The following is a 19115-nucleotide window of genomic DNA, read 5'->3' on the forward strand; positions in this document are numbered from 1 at the left end:
ACTATGAAGGAACTAGATGAAGCAGAAACGAATAGCTAAATTCAGTACACAAAAGACTACTACTTTAGGTCAGATGTTGTTGACAACACCTGATCTTGCTGCACCTTACTGGGTACTCACCTCTAAGAGAATAACATAATCTTCTTATTCGATCTCCTCTGCAATCATTCGCACATCCCCTTTGCTCCCGTTGGTCCGCAAAGGGGCGAGTGGTTTTTGCGCAGCAAAAACACAGCTCGCTAACGGAGCGAAGCCCGTTCCGAATCCGCGAACGGGATGCCGAAGGCGGCCTGTTCGCGGATTCGGAACGGGTGGGGCCTGCGTGGAGCAGTCCCACCCTATCTCCTCGTACAGGTGGCAACGCCGCCTGTACAAACTCCCCGAACAGGTAGCAACTCTGCCCATTTCTTTTAATCTTTATCTATATCATATCCGTTCAGAAATATATTCTTTACTGCTCTTTATTAAAACAAACTCTTTTTGCTTCTTAAAATATACTTATTTTGATTTGGATTGCTTTTAAATAATTTCTCCATTTAATAAATTTTGATATATTTACTGCGTCATGATTCGTTGAGAGCACCTGTAGTATGAATTATCATGACAATATCTTGTTAGTTTTTCCCGATTTCGCCATTGCTGGGTAATTCGCTATTACCTACAGTGCAATTGAACACTGTAATACTTACTTATGAATCTAAGATTGTTTAGCCCATCGAGAAAGGTGTTGTTACCCTTTACCGTATTTGTATTGTTTATCTTTTCCTGTAAGAAGAATCCGACACAGGATAATCAAGTAGATCCTATTTCTGCCATAAGGGATGCTTTCGGGCATACCAAGTGGGTAGACAAGTTGACTGATCCGTTTAATGACACGCTTTCGCTAGTGTGGTCGCCAAACTGGGACGGATATTCTCAGAAATCGGCAGAGGGCGTAACATTTTACTATGTACCGCTCAAATCAACACTGCGCAATAAGAACAAGGCTACTCAGCATGATCTTATTAACCAGATTACTTTCCAGCAATATTTAGTTGTAACAGCTAAATCAGGTAATTACGCCTTTCAGAGATTGACATATATCCCTCGGTACCGTTTAACGGATAAAAGGACCGGGCAGGATATTACCTTTAATTATCCAGACTTCACTGGCTATGCAGTCGCGGAGGATTCTACCGGACACCATAGGGTTTGCTATTTTAAGAGAGGGGATCTGCTTTTTGATGGTGGACGACGCATAAACGGGCCTGCCGGCGGTAACAAAACGTTTTATTCGCCGCAGGCAAAAGTAGGCTCTGGAGCTGATACAGTGGATTTAGGGGGGCTAAACCCTGATCCAGGAACACAGCCAGTTGACCCTTTAGCCTCAGAGTGTTCTACACGGTGTGTATGGTCATCAACTTGTGGAGAAGGTGCTTGGAATGTAACGACCACGATAGCCCCCCCGAAAGAGCCTTGCTCTGAACCCCAAGGCTCGCCTTGCGGTAATGGGCAAGCCACTGTTTGGCGGTTAAATTATTCTGAGAAATTTAATTGCAGCATTCCTGGGAAAGACCCTAATATATCGCCTCCTCTTCCCGGTGAAGGTGGAGGTGGGGGAAGTGGAAACGGGAACCCTACAACAGCATCAGAAGCAGAGCGGCAATTAATGGCTGAATTAATTAAAGACCCAAATAAGTTAATTAAATGTTCTACTGTCGCTGCGTTTATTAAGCTAGCATCATTCAAGCCCAATAATGATAAAGTGATTTGGCGGCTTACAACCCTTAATAGCGCCGAATTAGATTTCTCGATACAAGATATACAGGATGCAGCTGGCACCACTGTAAATATGGATTTTTTTGCAGTACGGGTTACGCAGCTTCCGAATCTGTATGGCAGACAAAGTACGCCTGATATGCTATTACAATATATCAGGAAAAACATCAACAATTTTACAAAGGATGGCCCATTCTCACCTTATGTGTCAGGGACAATAGATGACACTCAATTGTGGAATTCTCAGGACCCTACCAGCGCCCTGGTACACATAAATATACTTGGTGACGATGGCGCCGTGATTGTGTCTGAATTTGAACACGATCATTGGATATTCACAACTATAAAATCCCCGCTGGATGGGAAGCACCCGGTGAGTGGTAATAGGCGTTTTGGTATATATAAGAATTCCGATGGATCGTACTATATTTACACAAAGGGGGTTGATAGATTGACGAAGTTTTTCGCTAACATGGTTCAAGAAGCTGCCGGCATCCCTTTCAGTAAGGCAGACGAGCTTTGGGAAAGCTTTCAATACGGCGTGAATAAATTTATTAATGAAAATGGCGGTAAAGCGGAGATTCAGCCAAGCATAAAGGCAAGGCCTGACTGGGATTTAGTAAAGAAAGTACTAACTGGCGAAGAGCCTATTGATAAACTAAAAGAAAATGGTAACTGTGAATAAGATATTCAAAATTTCAGGGATAAATTTACTTCTCCTTGTGTTGTTCTCAATCGTATATGCGTTGTATAGCATAATCGGCGATTATTTATTTTATATAGTATTTAACCCAAATAGGCTGAGTAGCTATGACCTGAGGCAAATGCTTTTATACTATATATTCGTGTATCTCAGCGTTTATATTTGGGCATTCCTAGTACTGATATTAGTCGGGAACATAATTCTCGAATTGACGCGTAAACACGCGTCAATAACTCTGTGGTGTGCAGTCTTTGGAGGATTATTTTTGTTGTTCCCCGTTATTCTAAAGCTACTCACTGGGGAGCAATATGATGATATAGGTGGCTATCTGGAAAAGTATAGATCAACCAAATATTATCTGGTTTATCTTTTAACGGGGCTTACCTACGGGGCTTTACTTTTTAGATTCATTCGAAAGCAATTAACGCTACCGGAACCTCGGTAGCGTTAATTGACTGTCAATTAGCCACAATGGCAGCAGTAAGTAAATATTATTAGGCTGAAAGGGATATTATTCTACGCAAATCTACTGCGTACTGTGGCTAGTAATTCAATTAGGCTTCCACTCCAATGATCTGCGAATAAAGGCAGTTCAGTTAAATCCGCTAACTAGCGGATTTTTCACTTTACGGGAACCCGTATTTACCCCCCCGCTCCGTATAATGTATATTACGCCCACACAAAACAACAGCCTTAAGAATCAAATAATAGTTATTTATTCTAAGCTTTGCCTTTATAGGCGGAAGCGATAAGAACACACTTAACACGCATGGGAGCTGTCAATTAAGAGGCCCTACAAGCAAATTGGAACTGTTTCAGCACAGGCAATAAAGGACAAAAAATTGCCCCAAAATCTTATAAGTCACCTCACACAAGCATCTAAATAGCATTTTACATTTCTGGGGAAAAAATGGCACGTTTCGTATTTTAAATTAGGACAGCTCGTCTTCCGATTATACTAATTTAGTAAAAAATACACTATCAGCGCTGCTGGTGAAAAGAAAAAGAACACACATCTTGCGCAAACAAAAGCGCCTTATGAACAAATGTTTTGCAACGGTAGACCACTGCTAGGCTTCAGTAGAAAAAACATTTGTTCATAAGGCGCAAGCCCGCGGCAGCGGTGCCTGATTATACACTCTGCCGCTGCAATGCCTCGCCTTCGCCAAATAAGTGTTTGCGTAAAACGCGCATGTTGTTGCTTACTTTCCGTTGGGTGATCTTGGCATAAATCTGTGTAGTACGGATGCTTTTATGGCCTAATAACTGGCTCACTGTTTCTATTGGCACGTCATTTTCAAGGGTGACGGTAGTAGCAAAAGTATGCCGGGCCGTATGTGTGGTTAAATGCTTTTTAATATCGCACAAAACGGCTATCTCCTGTAGGTAAGCATTATATCGTTGGTTACTGTTTACTGGTAATAAACGGCCATATAATTTGCAATACGGGCTATTTTTATAACGCTCTGTGATCTTCAGTGCAATTGGCAGCAACGGTACACGTTCCGGCGTCTGGGTTTTCTCTCTTTCTTTCACTATCCATTTTTCACCATCAATACCCACAATAATGTTGTCGGGAGTAAGGTGCAGCACATCTGTATAGGCATAACCGGTGAAACAGCAGAACAAATAAATATCGCGCACTTCAGCCAGTCGCGGGATAAGATCCTTGTTATAGAGTATCATAATTTCATCCATTGTGAGCCGCTCCCGCTGTGGGTCTACATAGCTACACTTAAAGCCGCTTAAAGGATTAGCTGGTATCCAGCCCTGATCAACTGCTAATTTGAGCATCTGCTTTAAAATCTTTACATACTTCATGGCCGTATTGCTGCCTATGCCACCAACAGTAGTAAGGTAATGCTCAAAATCAGGCGCAAAGGAAAATTTGATTTCCTCCAATGGCTTGTCAGATACATGGAAGTAGTGTTTCAGAAATGCTATCACCTTATCTTTCGTGATTTCAAAACGCTTTAGCGTTCTGGTTGATTTAGCCTTTGCCTTGACCTTCTCACCAAATCGCCTGTTATGAAAATCTATAGCCTCGCATAATGTCCTCTTATGCTCAACAATACCTAAGAAGGAATTTTTTAATGATTGAGCCGTTACAGGCTTTCCGCTTGTTACCAATAAGCTGTAATGTTTCTGTAGATCAGATTTCAGGGTAATCAACTGGCGATTGATGGCTTTTACTTCTTCGGAGTATCCTTTTACGCACTGTCCTTCTGCATTCCATGATTCTGGGTTTACATACTGATAGGTGGATAGTTCAACGCGTTTGTTACCTATGGTCAGACGGAGATAGATAGCGGGTTTGTTGTTTTTGCGGCGGCTTCTGTTCAGCCAGAGTAAAATAGAAAAACTCAAATGACCTTTCCTCATAAAACACCTGTTTTAAGTTAACTAATTTTGTTTCAAACTTCACTTATCCTGACATCACTTAACATTAGTCAAACACAATACAGATAAGCACTTCAGGCCAGTAGTGGTTAGCACAATATAATGATTTAAATGCTAACCGCGATGCTCACTTTCCTATCTTTACTTCTATGTACAAAACTTTACCGCTAAAAACAGAAAAGCCTTATAGATATTGATTCTACAAGGCTTTAATTACGTAAGAGTTTCTATTTTTACTCTTGGTGGTGATCCCGCTGGGACTCGAACCCAGGGCCCATACATTAAAAGTGTATTGCTCTACCAACTGAGCTACGGAATCCCTTGCTGTTTAAGCGGGTGCAAAAATATGAATATTTTATTTTCAAACAAGTTTTTATTAAAAAAATATTATCAAAAAGCTAAAACACGCTACCAGACAACATTACAGGTGATTATTTTTTCCCAATAAATTTCGGATGAATATAGCAGGAGGCGAAAAACGCTGTCTGAACAGGCTTTTCGTGGAGACGGACAATTTTCGTATGTGCGTTAACGTGATAAACATAAATCCAGGTACCCTTCGTCTACCGTATTTTGTATGAACAGAGAAAGTGGTTACAAAGCCTCCCGGATCTTACCCGTTATAACCTACCATTTTTTAAATAGCCGTTGACGTTAGTGACATTATGCCTTAAAAATTTCCCTCAAAAATAAGCGGGCATGGGTATTTTTGCCTTTATTTGCATTCAGATTGCATTTATAACCCCGTGGCATCTTTTTTGACAGAAAAGCGAAACTCAAAAAGCTGCCATCTGAAAATGAGGCTGAATGCGGAATAGACAGGGTGGGAATTAGAAATGTGAATTAAGTGACCTGGGATTTGGATTTAGATTTTCTGGCATGTCCATTATAACATTAACATCAGACATAGGGATGCAGGATTACCTGGTAGGTGCCATCAAGGGGCAACTCTGGCAGCACTGCCCGGAATGTCATGTTACGGACATCACCCATCATATCAGCCCATTCAATCTACCGCAAGCCACTTATATCTGCAAAAGCGCTTTCGCCTGGTTTCCGCTGGGTACCTTCCACTTTGTACTGATCAATCTTTTTGACCGTCGCCCGGATCATGTACTGGTAGCGGAGCACAACGGTCAGTATATTGGCTGCGCAGACAACGGCCTGCTCACCATGATAGCTGGTGGCATGCCGGATAAAGTGGTGAAGATTCCTCTCGATAAAAACGCACCCAAAAATACCTTTACCATCGTGCAACTGTTGGCATATGCCGCCAGAGAGCTAAGCCGTGGTAAAGCGCTCGGCGAAATCGCCCCGCTGACGCAAAGCATCGTCATTAAAAATAACCTCCAGCCACTAGTGGGTGATGACTTTATCGAAGGACAGATCATCCACATCGACAGTTTCGAAAACGTAGTGGTAAACATTACCCAGGAGCAATTCAATGCCCAACGCAGGAACCGTCAGTTCAGGATATTCTTCCGGCGCAATGAAGTAATCAGCCAGCTCAGTGAAACATACGCCGACGTGGCGGAAGGTCAGAAACTGGCGCTGTTCAACGCCGCCGGCTATCTCGAAATTGCGATCAATAAAGGAAATGCCGCCGGCCTGTTCGGACTGCAGGGATTCCGCCGTGAACAGCTCACACAACCCACCGGATTCCAGCAATTATCATACTACCAAACTGTAAGAATAATTTTCCAATGATCAACCGACTCGTAAAAATGGAGTTTGAACCCGGAAAGGTAAATACCTTCCGTGCCCTCTTTGAACGCCAGCAACAACAAATCCGGAACTTCCCCGGCTGCCTTCACCTCGAACTGTGGGAACATGAAGCCTCCGGCAATATCTTCTTCACTTTCAGCAAATGGGAATCTGAAGCCGCCCTGGATACCTACCGCCATTCAGACCTCTTCCGCGAAACATGGGCCGCCACCAAAGTGCTCTTCTGCGCCAAACCCGCAGCGTGGACGGTAAAAGAAACCATCCGCCTCTAGGTTTTCTAATGGCTTTTTAATATTCTTGCAGACTTCCGTCAGACAAGGGTTACAACACATGAAAAGTCGGAGGGCCAAGACTGGCAGCTGAAAAGATATTTACAAAAAGTTAAAACTGTTCACCAGATTAGCATAATTTGCTACTTTTTATATTTTTGTCGGACCTTAAAACAACCTTATGAATTTTAAAAGGACCAACAACATCGTTGGCTGGGTGATTTGTATCATCGCCTGCTTTGTTTACATCAAGACAATGGAGGCTACAGGCAGTTTATGGGACTGTGGAGAGTTTATCTCAAGCGCTTACAAGGTACAGATACCTCACCCTCCCGGAGCACCGTTGTTTGTATTGCTCGGAAGATTATTCAGTATGTTCCTGAAACCCTCTGAGGCTGCGCTGGGTGTAAATACCATGACAGCCCTCGCCAGCGGTTTCACCATCCTGTTCCTCTTCTGGACCATCACACACTTTGCGCGCCGCCTGATGGTAAAACCCGGCGAAGAGATCTCCCGCGATAAAATGATCGCCATCATGGGCGCCGGTATTGTTGGTGCACTTGCCTATACCTTTTCTGATTCATTCTGGTTTTCTGCTGTGGAAGGTGAAGTATATGGTATGTCTTCCTTCTTCACAGCCATCGTTTTCTGGGCAATCCTCAAATGGGAACATGAAGCTGACGAGCCATACTCCGACCGCTGGATCGTATTGATAGCTTACCTCATTGGCCTCTCAATCGGTGTGCACCTGCTCAACCTGCTTACCATCCCGGCCATCGTAATGGTTTACTACTTCAGACGCTTTAAAGTTACCGGATGGGGCACCTTCTGGGCTTTTCTCGCTGGCTGCGGTATCACCGGCCTCGTACAGAAGTTCATCATTCAGGATACCGTGAAGGCATCCGGCTACCTGGACGTGATCTTTGTAAATCACCTGGGAATGGGCTTCTTCTCCGGTTTCATCTTCTTCTTTGTCCTCATCACCGCAATACTGATCATCGGCTACAGGAAACCTAAATTCGCTGTATATGCCCCCCTGACCGTTATTGCGCTCATCGTACTGATACCTGCTTACAACGACTCCAGCGGTGGCGTTGTTCTCTTCAAAGTGGTACTGGCTGCATTCTTCCTTTTCATCCCGAGACTGCTCACCATGTTCGGCGTGAAACTGAACACCGGTAAAACCACTCACTTTGGCCGCATCACCATCTCATTCGTACTCTTCATGTTACTGGGTTACTCTACCTACGTGACCACCATGGTACGCTCTACGGCAGATCCTTCTGTGGATATGTATAATGTAGACAATCCCATCTCTCTCGTAGGATACCTCGGTCGTGAGCAGTATGGTGACTTCCCGCTCATATACGGACAAGTATTCACAGCACGTCCTACAGAATATAAAGAAGGCGCAAACATCTATGCTCGCGGCCCGAAGAGATACGAAGTAGCCGGTAAGAAAATGGATCCGGTATATGCTTCCGAAGACATGATGCTGTTCCCCCGCGTATGGGATGCCAGCAACGACCAGGGCCACGCAGACTTTTACCGCTCCTGGCTCGGCCTTCAGGCTAATGAAAAACCTTCTTTCGGTGATAATATCAAGTTCTTCCTCCAATACCAGATGAACTTCATGTACTTCCGCTACTTCATGTGGAACTTCACCGGTAAACAGAACGATACACAAGGTTACGGTAACGTACGTGACGGTAACTGGATCTCCGGTATTCCGTTCATCGACAACTTCATCTATGGCGACCAGTCCATGATGCCGGACAGTCTCAAACAGAACAAAGCCCACAACACCTTGTTCTTCCTGCCGTTCATCCTCGGTATCATCGGTTTCTTCTATCATTATAAAAACCATCGTAAGGATACGCTGGTGGTGTCCCTCCTGTTCTTCTTTACAGGTATCGCCATTGTGTTGTACCTCAACCAGGCAGGTAACCAGCCACGTGAGCGTGACTACGCCTATGTAGGTTCCTTCTATGCATTTGCCATATGGATTGGCCTCGGTGTACTGTCTGTTGCTAATTTCCTGCAAAAGAAAACAAAGAGCGCGCTGTCTCCCATCCTCGCCACTGCCCTCTGCCTGCTGGCAGTTCCGGTACTGATGGCCTTCCAGGAATGGGATGACCACGACCGCTCCACCAAATACATCGCGAGGGATATCGCCAAAGATTACCTGGAATCCTGCCAACCTAACGCGATCCTCTTTACAGTCGGCGATAACGATACCTATCCGCTGTGGTATGCACAGGAAGTGGAAGGTATCCGTCCTGACATCAGAGTGATCAACCTCAGCCTCCTGGGTGTTGACTGGTACATCGATCAGCAGCGTAGAGCCGTAAATCAGAGTCCTGCTATTCCGATGAGCTGGTCTTCCGACAAATACAAAGGTGAAAACCGCAACTACATCCGCTTCTTCGATCCGGGAAATATTCCTGCTGATAAATACTTCAACCTGAAAGAGATCATGAACTTCATGGGAAGTGATGAAGCTTCCAGCAAAGTAAATACACAGGATGGCGGCTCAGAGAACTTCCTCCCTACCCGTCAGCTGTTTATTCCGGTAGATAAGAACGAAGTGCTGAAATATGGCGTGGTAAGCGCTAAAGACAGCGCTAAAGTATTACAGCAGGTTGCCTTCAAGATTGGTAAAAATTACCTGCTGAAAAACGACCTCGCAGTATACGATATCATCAGCACCAACAACTGGAAACGTCCGATCTACTTCACCAGCCCTACAGACCTGGGCCTGAACGACTACCTCCAGACAGACGGTCTTACCTATCACCTGGTACCGTTGCCTAAGCCTACCGCAGCAGATCCGCTGGGCATGGATATCAATGCCAACGTAGGTGTGATGTATGACAACCTGATGCATAAATTCTCATTCGGCGGCGCCCAGACTACCGGCACTTACTTCGATGAGCCTAACCGTAAAATGCTGCTCTATCTGCGCCAGGCTTACACCAAGCTGAGCGTGGCTATCTCTCAGGGCGGTCAGGCCAAAGACAGCGCGCTGCAGGTACTGCGTTACATGGACAAAAACATCAAGGAAGTGAACTTCCCGTATGCCATGACCACGCCTAATAACATGCACAACTATACATCGCTGCAGACAGTATACGCTTACTACATCGCAGGCGATACCAAGAGAGCTGATGAAGTAGCTGCGCAAATCATCAAAGACTGCGAACAGCAGCTGCGCTACTACCAGTCGCTCCCTACCAACAGGATTACTTCCGACCTGCAACATGACGGACAGAATGCTGAGCAGTTCATTGCATGGCTGCAGCGCATGAAGACCGACTTCGGTCAGGGCGGCACCCATTCCAAGGAAAACGGTATGCAGGTGAATACCACCGGCGATACCGGCGCCCAGGTACCGGATACCAATAAAGGGAAATAATTACACCTGAAATAAAAAGGAACGCCGCGGAAATGTCATCCGCGGCGTTCCTTTTTTATTATACCGATATTTAATCATCATGAAACAATATATCGCGCATATCACCCTCGTGGTGAGAGATTACGATGAAGCCATTCAGTTCTACACAGAGAAACTGGGCTTCAGGCTGTTGGAAGATACAGCGCTGAGTCCTGCAAAACGCTGGGTACGGATAGCTCCAAAGGGCTCAGATGGTTGCTGCCTGCTGCTGGCAAAAGCAGATGGCGCAGAACAGGCAAACTGTATCGGTAACCAGGCAGGTGGCCGCGTATTTCTGTTTCTTTACACAGATGATTTCCAGAGAGATTATGAAGAAATGACGGAAGCCGGGGTGAGATTTGTAAGACCGCCAAGAAAAGAGGAGTATGGTACGGTAGCGGTATTTGAAGACCTGTACGGGAATCTGTGGGACTTATTGGAACCGAAAAAAGGTTAGTTTTTCAGGTATCAGCTTTTAGAAGAAATATCCTGAAAGCTAATACCTGAAAGCTAACTACTTATAAATTGCTCACCATTGTTCTCCAGAAAGCAGCGCTTTCTTTTACTTCGGGAACATTGGTATCCCAGTGGTGTTCGTATTCAGCAGAGAACAAACCTTTGAATTTCTGCGCTTTCAGCGTTTCCAGCACTTTAGGGATCTGGGATACGCCGTTGCCCCATACCACATCATGCGACTCAGCTGATTTATTGTTCAGATCTTTGAAGTGCAGGCTCACAATGCGGCCATTCAGTTTCTTGATGCACTCAACCGGATCAAGACCGGAACGTACCCAGTGGCCTATATCAGCACAGGCTCCCATCAGTTTGCTTCTGCCTTCCACAGCTTTCAGCACGCTCTCCGGGTTCCAGTAAGGGCTTGGTTTGGGGTGATCGTGAATAGCCAGCTTGATGTTATAACGATCACACAGCGAAGAGATCAGATCCAGGTATTCCGCCTGCGGTTCGCTGGTGATACTCTGGATGCCCATCCTGTTGGCGAAATCGAACAGCATTCTCCACTCCGCTTCCGATTCAGGCACTACTACACCGAATGCCATCAGTACTTTGTGCTTCTTTTTAAATAGTTCCTTCACCTTCTCCTGTTTGTCTGGCGCCATGTGATAATCCATTTTACCTTCAATACCACCTCCAATCACCTGCCCGGGATATGCTTCCACGTACTGGAGGCCGCAGCTGTCCATTTTGTCGAGCGCTTCTGCCAGTGTAAAGTGATTAAAGGTCCACGCCTGTGCTCCTAATTTCCAGCCTAATGCATCTGCCCTGGCTTGTCCTCTGGCAGATTGCACAAACAGAGCAATCGCTAAACCGCCTGCCAACAGTAATGCATTTCTCAGTTTTTTCATATAGATACTTTTTTTGATGGTTGAAAGTTAACTATGATTTTCTTGATTTTTTTGATTATTTTGATGGATGAATTTTAGAGCAAAGTTTTTTACCGTTTTTAATTAAAAATCTTCTTTAAGTCCTGCGTAATCTTCGCTCAATAAAATATTCGCGCTAATCTTCGCCACCAGCATAATAATACAAATCAGAAAAATTATAGACCGTTAGAACATGTGTTATGAGAGGAATAAGATTTACCCGGTTCAACCCGGAAGACAACACTAAACCGCCCTTCCAGAAACTCCTGGATCTTTTCACCCAACTACTCACCTACACCAGCGGAGACATCACCGAAGCCCTCCAATGGCTGACAGAACTGGATAAAGAATTCGGGCTCACCAATGAAGACTACGGTATTGGCGACTTCATACAGGAACTGCGTGAAAAAGGTTACCTGAAAGAAAATGAAGAAACCGGAGAGATAGAGATCACCGCCAAAACCGAACAGACCATCCGCAAAAGCGCACTGGAAGAGATTTTCGGCAAGCTGAAAAAATCCACCACCGGCAATCATAATATCCGTAAGTCCGGAATCGGGGACGAACTCAATGCAGAAACACGCCCGTTCCAGTTCGGCGATAGTGTGGATCAGCTGGATGTTACAGCTTCTATCCGTAACGCCCAGATCAATCATGGTATTGATAGCTTCAAGATCAGTCAGGACGACCTGGAAATCCAGGAAACGGACTTCAAAACCCAAACGTCCACTGCGCTGATGATAGACATCTCCCACTCCATGATCCTGTACGGTGAAGACCGGATCACACCTGCCAAAAAAGTGGCCATGGCGCTGAGTGAGCTGATCACCACGCGGTATCCGAAAGATACGCTGGATATCATCGTGTTTGGTAACGATGCCTGGCAGATAGAGATCAAAGATCTTCCGTATCTGCAGGTAGGGCCCTATCACACCAATACCGTGGCTGGCCTGGAACTGGCTATGGACCTGCTTCGCCGCCGGCGTAATCCAAACAGGCAGATATTCATGATCACGGATGGCAAACCCACCTGTCTGAAAATAGGGAAGGAATATTATAAGAACAGCTTCGGGCTCGACCGCAAGATCCTTAACCGCACGCTGAACCTCGCCGCCCAGTGCAAGAAATTGAAAATACCCATCACCACTTTCATGGTGGCCAGCGATCCCTGGCTGCAGAAGTTTGTGCAGGAGTTTACCGAAACCAACAATGGTAAAGCCTTTTTCTCAGGTACTGATAAACTCGGACAGTTCCTGTTCTATGATTTTGAAAACGGAAAAAGAAAATTGTTTTAGCAGTTAAACAGGATATATCAACGTAATAATTTATCAATGGATACAAGCATAAAAACATTAGGAGAACTGAAAAAAAGTGGCTATAAACCAGTATCAGTAAAAGAAGAGATCAGACGTAACCTGATCAGCAGACTGCGAAATAAAGAGACCTCCTTCCCTGGCATAATAGGATATGAAGACACGGTGATTCCCGATACGGAGCGCGCGCTCTTGTCCAGGCACAATATACTTTTCCTGGGTCTGCGCGGGCAGGCCAAAACACGTATGGCGCGCCAGATCGTGGACTTGCTGGATGACTATATTCCCATTGTGGAAGGTTCTGAAGTGAATGACGACCCGTTCAACCCGTTATCACGTTATGCCCGTGACCTCATTGCGGAGAAAGGCGATAAAACGCCTATCACCTGGCTGCCGCGCAGCGCACGCTACGGCGAAAAGCTTGCTACACCGGATGTTTCCGTAGCTGACCTGGTAGGTGACATTGATCCTATCAAAGCCGCCAATATGAAACTCAGCTACGCAGATGAAAGAGTAATCCACTTCGGTATTATTCCCCGCTCCAACCGCGGTATCTTCGTCATCAATGAGCTGCCGGATCTTCAGGCGCGCATACAAGTGTCTTTGTTCAATATCCTTCAGGAGGGAGATATCCAGATCAGGGGCTTCAAAGTGAGGATGCCGCTGGACATCCTGTTCATCTTCACTGCTAACCCCGAAGACTATACGAACAGGGGTTCTATCGTAACGCCGCTGAAAGACAGGATCGAAAGCCAGATCATCACCCACTACCCTAAAAACGTGGAAAACTCCCTGCTCATTACAGAACAGGAAGCCGATATACATGACGACCAACATGGCAAGGTGCAGATTGCAGATATGGTGAAACGCCTGATAGAACAAGTGGCTTTTGAGGCCCGCAACAGCGAATATGTCGACAAAAAAAGCGGCGTATCTGCACGCCTTACCATTGCAGCTTATGAGAACGCTGTCAGCGCCGGTGAGCGCCGTGCTATCATCAACAAGGAAAAAGAAACGCATGTGCGTATCGCTGATCTCCAGGCTATCATCCCCGCCATCACCGGGAAAATAGAACTGGTATATGAAGGCGAACAGGAAGGCCCCCTGCAGGTGGCACACAACCTGCTCGATAAAGCTGTACGTACCTTATTCGCATCTTACTTCCCCAATCCGGATTCTTTCAAGAAACGCAAACAGGGCGGTCAGGTGGAGAATCCCTACCGCAGTGTGATACAGTGGTTTGATAAAGGTAACGCCCTGCAATTACTCCAGGATATCAGCGATAAACAATACGAAGCATCATTGAATAAAATAGATGGGTTAAGAGACCTCGTGAAAGCGCGCTTCCCGCAGGCCAACAGCCGGGAAACGCTGCTGATGATGGAGTTTGTATTGCATGGCCTCGCTTCCTATTCCCTGATCAGCAAAAAAATTGTGGAGAACGAAACCCGCTTCAGCGACCTGCTGGGCACCATGATGAATTTCAACATCGAAGGTAACGGCGACGGGGATGCAGATGAAGAGGATGACAGCTTATAGTTGCTCTTTCTTTTCATTTTGTTGTTCTTTTTTAGCATTTGGCCTTCAGCACTTATCCATCCTGAAAATTATAGTTATCTTAAGGATGGGTTGGCAGCTGAAGGCCAATTCATTTTGATTATTCCACAAAACCGTTTTATTACATGTATCGTTCACGTAGAAATTTCATCCGGTCTGCCTCCGCGCTGGCAGCCGGCGCAGGCCTGGTGTCATCCCTGCCAGCCACTGTGCGCGCTGCCGTAGCAGCCAGCGACAGGATTAATATAGCCGCTATCGGCATTAATGGCATGGGCTGGTCAGACCTCACTTCCATGCTGAAGAATCCCGGCGTACAATGTGTAGCCCTCTGCGACGTCGACAGCAACGTGCTGAATAAACGGGCTGCTGAGCTGGAAAAGAGAGGCATGCCTGTAAAAACGTATAGTGATTACCGTAAGTTGCTGGAAGATAAAAGCATCGATGCGGTGATCATCGGTACCCCGGATCACTGGCATTGCCTTCAGATGACAGATGCCTGCGCTGCCGGCAAGGACGTTTATATCGAGAAGCCTGTCGGCAATTCCATTGCTGAATGCGCCGCTATGGTAGCTGCCCAGAAACGGTATAACCGCGTGGTGCAGGTAGGTCAGTGGCAACGTAGCATGCAGCATTTTAAAGATGCTATTGATTTCGTGTATTCAGGAAAATTAGGTCAGATCAGACTGGTAAAAACATGGGCCTATATGGGATGGATGAAGTCTGTGCCCACCAAACCAGATTCCACACCACCTCCGGGTGTTGACTATAAAGCATGGCTTGGCCCTGCTACTACCCGCCCTTTCAACGAAAACAGGTTTCATTTCAATTTCCGCTGGTTCTGGGATTATGCAGGTGGCCTGATGACCGACTGGGGCGTCCATTTACTGGACTTCGCGCTGCTGGGTATGAAAGCGCAGACACCAGTGGCAGTAATGGCCGCAGGTGGTAAGTTTGCTTACCCCGATGCAGCCGCTGAAACACCGGATACACTCACCACAGTGTTTGAGTTCAATGGCTTTAACATCCAGTGGGAACAAGCGCAGGGCATCGATGATGGCCCTTATAACCGCGATCATGGTATTGCATTCATTGGCAACAATGGCACGCTGGTACTAAACCGCGGAGGCTGGGAAGTAATACCGGAAAAAGGCCGCATGGAAGCGGTACCGCTGCAGAAAGCATCCGATAACGGACTGGATCTGCATACCACCAACTTTGCGGAGACAATTCGTTCCCGCAATTTCAACAATATACATACGCCTATTCAGGCAGGTGCACTGGTGGCCACTGTATCGCAAATGGGAAATATAGCTTACCGTACCGGTAAAAAGGTTTACTGGGACAACAACAAAAACAAGTTCACAGACAGCGATGCCAACAAACTACTGGCAGCTGCCTATCATAATGGCTATAAAATGCCGTGATATTTGTTGATGTAGCTATTTTTTATGTAGTTATTTAAGTACTGCAGATAATCCTCTTAAGTACTTAAATAACTACATAAAAAAATAGCTACATAACAAAATACTACGATGCCTTTTCTATATTCAGCGACAGGTATACTGCGCTGCTGATAGGGTTATCGTAATAGGCAGCTATCTCCTGGAAGCCCAGGGAGGTGTATAGTTCTATAGCCGGGCGCATATGAGCCAATGTATCCAGCACTATGCGTTTATAGCCAAGCACTTTGCTTTCTGCAATAGCAGCGGCAGCAAGGGCCTTACCTACACCATGTCCTTTGAAGGTATCTTTCACAAAGAGCCGTTTTAATTCTGCGGTACTGTTATCAAATGATCTTAGTGCCACACAGCCGGCATTTTGTCCATCTTCTTTAGCGAGAAACAGGGCGCCCGTTGGGGCTGCATATGGTCCTGGGAGATGCGCCAGTTCTTCTTCAAACTGTTGAAAGCTCAGGTCAACATTTAACCAGTTGGCATATTCTCTGAAAAGGAGTTTTACCTGTTCAAGGCTTCCGGTATCTTCGGCGGTTACTTTAATGATCTCTGTCATCACCACTTCTAATTTAATTATCAAAAACCCAAAAGTCTTCCGGATAAGGAACCTGTCAGGGATCATCTTACGACAAGCCTGGGCGGCCCTAAACTTTTGCGGGGTAAGCAATTTACAACATTTACTTCATAAAAAACCAATCTTTTCAAAGTCTGTTTTACCGGGCTAAATACAGCGCCGGTGGCTTATTCCATTATACCGGCTACTAGTTGATACGGCCAGAAAATGTTTTATATGAAGATTATTTCAGCTTCAGGACATGTCATTACCCCGTTGCAGCTTCCTTCAGTAACAGCCTGGATAGTATAGTAATATCGAATGTATAGTACAGTAATATCGAAGCAAATACGGACTTAACGTGGACTTGATGTGGACTTGATGCAGATACGGGGTTTGAGGGGGTAGCCGGAGAAGGTATACAGACAAAAAATAAAAGCCGCTGTAGACCAGCGGCTTTCTTACTTTCCCATTTCTGAGGTTCCGAGCGGATTCGAACCGCTGTACGAGGTTTTGCAGACCTCTGCCTAGCCACTCGGCCACGGAACCTTGTTAGATTGCTTACCCACAGCGGACATCACGTCGTTTTGTGGGATTGCAAAAGTAGTAAAAATCTGATATTCACCAAATATTATTTAAAAAATATCTGAAAAAATATTTTGATAATAGTATAGAAGAACTGAATATTGAGGCTCGAACAAGGAATGTTGCATCGTGAAAATAAAATAAAATACAAATGGATACCAGAATTGCTGAATCAGAATTGATCCTCAACAGCCGCGGAGCGGTATATCACCTGGATGTAAGACCGGAAGAACTCGCCCATACCATCATCACCGTAGGTGATCCTGACCGTGTGGCTTTGATCAGTAAACGTTTCGATAAAATTGAAAGCAAATTCCAGCATCGTGAATTTGTAACCCATACCGGATATATCGGCAATAAACGCCTGTCAGTGGTTTCCACCGGCATCGGCACAGACAATATCGACATTGTGCTCAATGAACTGGATGCGCTGGTAAACATCGATTTTGAGACCAGGACCGCCAAACAAGATCTTACTTCCCTGCAGATCATCCGCCTCGGTACTTCCGGCGCATTGCAGGAAAGCATCCCCGTAGACAGCTTCGTAGTGTCTTCTCATGGTCTTGGCCTCGATAACCTCATGGCCTACTATGCTTTCGAGAACACTGCTACCGAAAAACAACTGCTGGAGGCCTTCCGCGGACAGGTACTCCTCCAGCCCGGCGGCGCCAATCCCAGCATCTTTGCCTGCGCAGAAGGCTTGCACAATCACTTCAGAGACGGCTTTCATACAGGCATCACTGTTACCTGCCCCGGCTTCTACGGACCTCAGGGACGAACACTCCGCGGCCAACTCGCTAATCCGGACCTGATCGATCATCTCACCGGCTTCTCCTACGAAGGGCACCGCATCACCAACTTCGAAATGGAAACATCCGGTATCTACGGCATGGGCCGCGTACTTGGTCACCAATGCCTCTCCATCAGCACCATCGTTGCCAACCGCATTGCCAAACAATTCAGCAAAGACGGCAACGCCGCAGTAGAAGCGCTGATCACAAAAGCACTCGGCATTATAAGCGTACTGTAATATTTTCCGCAAAGCAGCGTAAGGAGTAAAGAGCGAATGATTGCTCCTTACGCTGCTTTGCGAGAAAAAATAAAAATCACTGTTATCTTTGTTGTATGAACAATAGCATCCACTTTTATAAATACCAGGGTACCGGCAACGACTTTGTGATTCTTGACAACCGGGAAGGACAATACAACTGGCTTACAGATGAAATGGTCAACGAGCTGTGCGACCGCCGCTTCGGCATCGGTGCTGATGGCCTCATGCTCCTCAATAAAAGCGAAGACTACGACTTCGCCATGAAATACTACAATGCCGACGGACGTGAAGGTACCATGTGCGGCAATGGTGGCAGATGCCTCGTAGCCTTTGCCAACAAAATGGGCGTTGGGGATGGTAACCTCTACTTCATTGCTGTTGATGGTGAGCACGCAGCCACACTTGACGGCGATAGCTGGGTGAACCTGAAAATGCAGGATGTAGACTATGTGGAGCAAGGCCCCTTATACTATTACCTCAACACCGGCTCCCCCCATTTTGTAAAATATGTAGACGATGTACAGGCAGTAGATGTATTCAACGAAGGCCGCCAGATCCGCTACAATGAACGCTTTGCGGCTGAAGGTACCAATGTGAACTTCGTACAGCCCTTTGAGAATGGCATCTTTGTACGTACCTACGAAAGAGGTGTGGAAGATGAGACCTACTCTTGCGGTACCGGCGTAACCGCCGCTGCGCTTACATTTGCCGGCAAGGAAGAGAAAGAATATGTTATACCGGTACAAACACTGGGGGGCCAGCTGGAAGTGAAATTCACCAAAACAGGTGAACGTTCTTTCGAAAACATCTGGCTCTGTGGCCCAGCCACACTCGTGTTTGAGGGAGATATCAAGATTTAGTTATTTTCTTATTTAGTTATTTGGTTATTTGAAATGCAGCGAAGATTAATATTTAACAAAACAAACTTTAAT

The 19115-nt window shown here is 45.8% G+C and carries 13 protein-coding genes and 2 tRNA genes; 10 read left to right on the forward strand and 5 right to left on the reverse strand.

The window, feature by feature from the left end:
- Positions 1–691: 691 nt before the first annotated feature.
- On the forward strand, positions 692–2443 hold the full coding sequence (locus VM802_RS03370; protein ID WP_325527973.1) for a hypothetical protein: 1752 nt from the start codon (positions 692–694) through the stop codon (positions 2441–2443).
- Between the two features lie 1149 nt (positions 2444–3592).
- On the opposite strand, the gene VM802_RS03375 is transcribed toward VM802_RS03370, so the two are convergent.
- Positions 3593–4843 carry a site-specific integrase gene (locus VM802_RS03375; RefSeq protein WP_325527975.1) on the reverse strand — a complete coding sequence of 417 codons (1251 nt, stop codon included), beginning with the start codon at positions 4841–4843 and terminating at the stop codon, positions 3593–3595.
- 261 nt (positions 4844–5104) lie between these two features.
- Positions 5105–5180, reverse strand: a tRNA-Lys gene (locus VM802_RS03380).
- Between the two features lie 560 nt (positions 5181–5740).
- On the opposite strand from VM802_RS03380, the gene VM802_RS03385 reads away from it, so the two are divergent.
- The 4 genes from VM802_RS03385 to VM802_RS03400 all read left to right on the forward strand — a co-directional run bounded on the left by VM802_RS03385 (position 5741) and on the right by VM802_RS03400 (position 10745).
- Positions 5741–6568, forward strand: a complete 828-nt coding sequence (locus tag VM802_RS03385; RefSeq protein ID WP_325527977.1) for an SAM hydrolase/SAM-dependent halogenase family protein — start codon at positions 5741–5743, stop codon at positions 6566–6568.
- Positions 6565–6858: a putative quinol monooxygenase gene (locus VM802_RS03390; RefSeq protein WP_325527978.1), complete on the forward strand. Its 294-nt coding sequence runs from the start codon at positions 6565–6567 to the stop codon at positions 6856–6858. Before VM802_RS03385 ends, VM802_RS03390 begins: the two co-directional genes overlap by 4 nt.
- A gap of 178 nt (positions 6859–7036) precedes the next feature.
- Positions 7037–10270: a glycosyltransferase family 117 protein gene (locus VM802_RS03395; RefSeq protein ID WP_325527980.1), complete on the forward strand. Its 3234-nt coding sequence runs from the start codon at positions 7037–7039 to the stop codon at positions 10268–10270.
- Between the two features lie 79 nt (positions 10271–10349).
- Positions 10350–10745 (forward strand): VOC family protein, encoded by a 396-nt coding sequence (locus VM802_RS03400; protein ID WP_325527982.1) that lies wholly within the window; start codon positions 10350–10352, stop codon positions 10743–10745.
- Positions 10746–10806: 61 nt separating this feature from the next.
- On the opposite strand, the gene VM802_RS03405 is transcribed toward VM802_RS03400, so the two are convergent.
- On the reverse strand, positions 10807–11652 hold the full coding sequence (locus tag VM802_RS03405) for a sugar phosphate isomerase/epimerase family protein (RefSeq protein ID WP_325527984.1): 846 nt from the start codon (positions 11650–11652) through the stop codon (positions 10807–10809).
- A gap of 218 nt (positions 11653–11870) precedes the next feature.
- On the opposite strand from VM802_RS03405, the gene VM802_RS03410 reads away from it, so the two are divergent.
- The 3 genes from VM802_RS03410 to VM802_RS03420 all read left to right on the forward strand — a co-directional run bounded on the left by VM802_RS03410 (position 11871) and on the right by VM802_RS03420 (position 15964).
- Positions 11871–12965 carry a vWA domain-containing protein gene (locus tag VM802_RS03410; protein ID WP_325527986.1) on the forward strand — a complete coding sequence of 365 codons (1095 nt, stop codon included), beginning with the start codon at positions 11871–11873 and terminating at the stop codon, positions 12963–12965.
- 36 nt (positions 12966–13001) lie between these two features.
- The gene (locus VM802_RS03415) at positions 13002–14522 is read left to right on the forward strand and encodes a sigma 54-interacting transcriptional regulator (RefSeq protein ID WP_325527988.1); all 1521 of its coding nucleotides are present in this window, start codon (positions 13002–13004) and stop codon (positions 14520–14522) included.
- Positions 14523–14665: 143 nt separating this feature from the next.
- Positions 14666–15964: a Gfo/Idh/MocA family protein gene (locus tag VM802_RS03420; RefSeq protein ID WP_325527991.1), complete on the forward strand. Its 1299-nt coding sequence runs from the start codon at positions 14666–14668 to the stop codon at positions 15962–15964.
- 103 nt (positions 15965–16067) lie between these two features.
- On the opposite strand, the gene VM802_RS03425 is transcribed toward VM802_RS03420, so the two are convergent.
- Both VM802_RS03425 and VM802_RS03430 read right to left on the reverse strand, forming a co-directional pair.
- Positions 16068–16550 carry a GNAT family N-acetyltransferase gene (locus VM802_RS03425; RefSeq protein ID WP_325527993.1) on the reverse strand — a complete coding sequence of 161 codons (483 nt, stop codon included), beginning with the start codon at positions 16548–16550 and terminating at the stop codon, positions 16068–16070.
- A gap of 475 nt (positions 16551–17025) precedes the next feature.
- Positions 17026–17096: transfer RNA gene (locus VM802_RS03430), tRNA-Cys, on the reverse strand.
- A 187-nt stretch (positions 17097–17283) separates the two neighbouring features.
- Here VM802_RS03430 and VM802_RS03435 point away from each other — a divergent pair.
- Together VM802_RS03435 and dapF are read left to right on the forward strand one after the other, a co-directional pair.
- Positions 17284–18162, forward strand: a complete 879-nt coding sequence (locus VM802_RS03435; RefSeq protein ID WP_325527995.1) for a nucleoside phosphorylase — start codon at positions 17284–17286, stop codon at positions 18160–18162.
- A gap of 95 nt (positions 18163–18257) precedes the next feature.
- Positions 18258–19043, forward strand: a complete 786-nt coding sequence (gene dapF, locus VM802_RS03440; RefSeq protein ID WP_325527997.1) for a diaminopimelate epimerase — start codon at positions 18258–18260, stop codon at positions 19041–19043.
- The last annotated feature ends 72 nt before the right edge of the window (positions 19044–19115 follow it).

Source organism: Chitinophaga sp. (assembly GCF_035538455.1).
Lineage (GTDB): Bacteria > Bacteroidota > Bacteroidia > Chitinophagales > Chitinophagaceae > Chitinophaga.

Bases quoted from the DNA above. Each gene is read 5' to 3' on its own strand.
- VM802_RS03370 (WP_325527973.1), top strand. From the start codon at position 692: ATGAATCTAAGATTGTTTAGCCCATCGAGAAAGGTGTTGTTACCCTTT.
- VM802_RS03375 (WP_325527975.1), bottom strand. From the start codon at position 4,843: ATGAGGAAAGGTCATTTGAGTTTTTCTATTTTACTCTGGCTGAACAGA.
- VM802_RS03385 (WP_325527977.1), top strand. From the start codon at position 5,741: ATGTCCATTATAACATTAACATCAGACATAGGGATGCAGGATTACCTG.
- VM802_RS03390 (WP_325527978.1), top strand. From the start codon at position 6,565: ATGATCAACCGACTCGTAAAAATGGAGTTTGAACCCGGAAAGGTAAAT.
- VM802_RS03395 (WP_325527980.1), top strand. From the start codon at position 7,037: ATGAATTTTAAAAGGACCAACAACATCGTTGGCTGGGTGATTTGTATC.
- VM802_RS03400 (WP_325527982.1), top strand. From the start codon at position 10,350: ATGAAACAATATATCGCGCATATCACCCTCGTGGTGAGAGATTACGAT.
- VM802_RS03405 (WP_325527984.1), bottom strand. From the start codon at position 11,652: ATGAAAAAACTGAGAAATGCATTACTGTTGGCAGGCGGTTTAGCGATT.
- VM802_RS03410 (WP_325527986.1), top strand. From the start codon at position 11,871: ATGAGAGGAATAAGATTTACCCGGTTCAACCCGGAAGACAACACTAAA.
- VM802_RS03415 (WP_325527988.1), top strand. From the start codon at position 13,002: ATGGATACAAGCATAAAAACATTAGGAGAACTGAAAAAAAGTGGCTAT.
- VM802_RS03420 (WP_325527991.1), top strand. From the start codon at position 14,666: ATGTATCGTTCACGTAGAAATTTCATCCGGTCTGCCTCCGCGCTGGCA.
- VM802_RS03425 (WP_325527993.1), bottom strand. From the start codon at position 16,550: ATGACAGAGATCATTAAAGTAACCGCCGAAGATACCGGAAGCCTTGAA.
- VM802_RS03435 (WP_325527995.1), top strand. From the start codon at position 17,284: ATGGATACCAGAATTGCTGAATCAGAATTGATCCTCAACAGCCGCGGA.
- dapF (WP_325527997.1), top strand. From the start codon at position 18,258: ATGAACAATAGCATCCACTTTTATAAATACCAGGGTACCGGCAACGAC.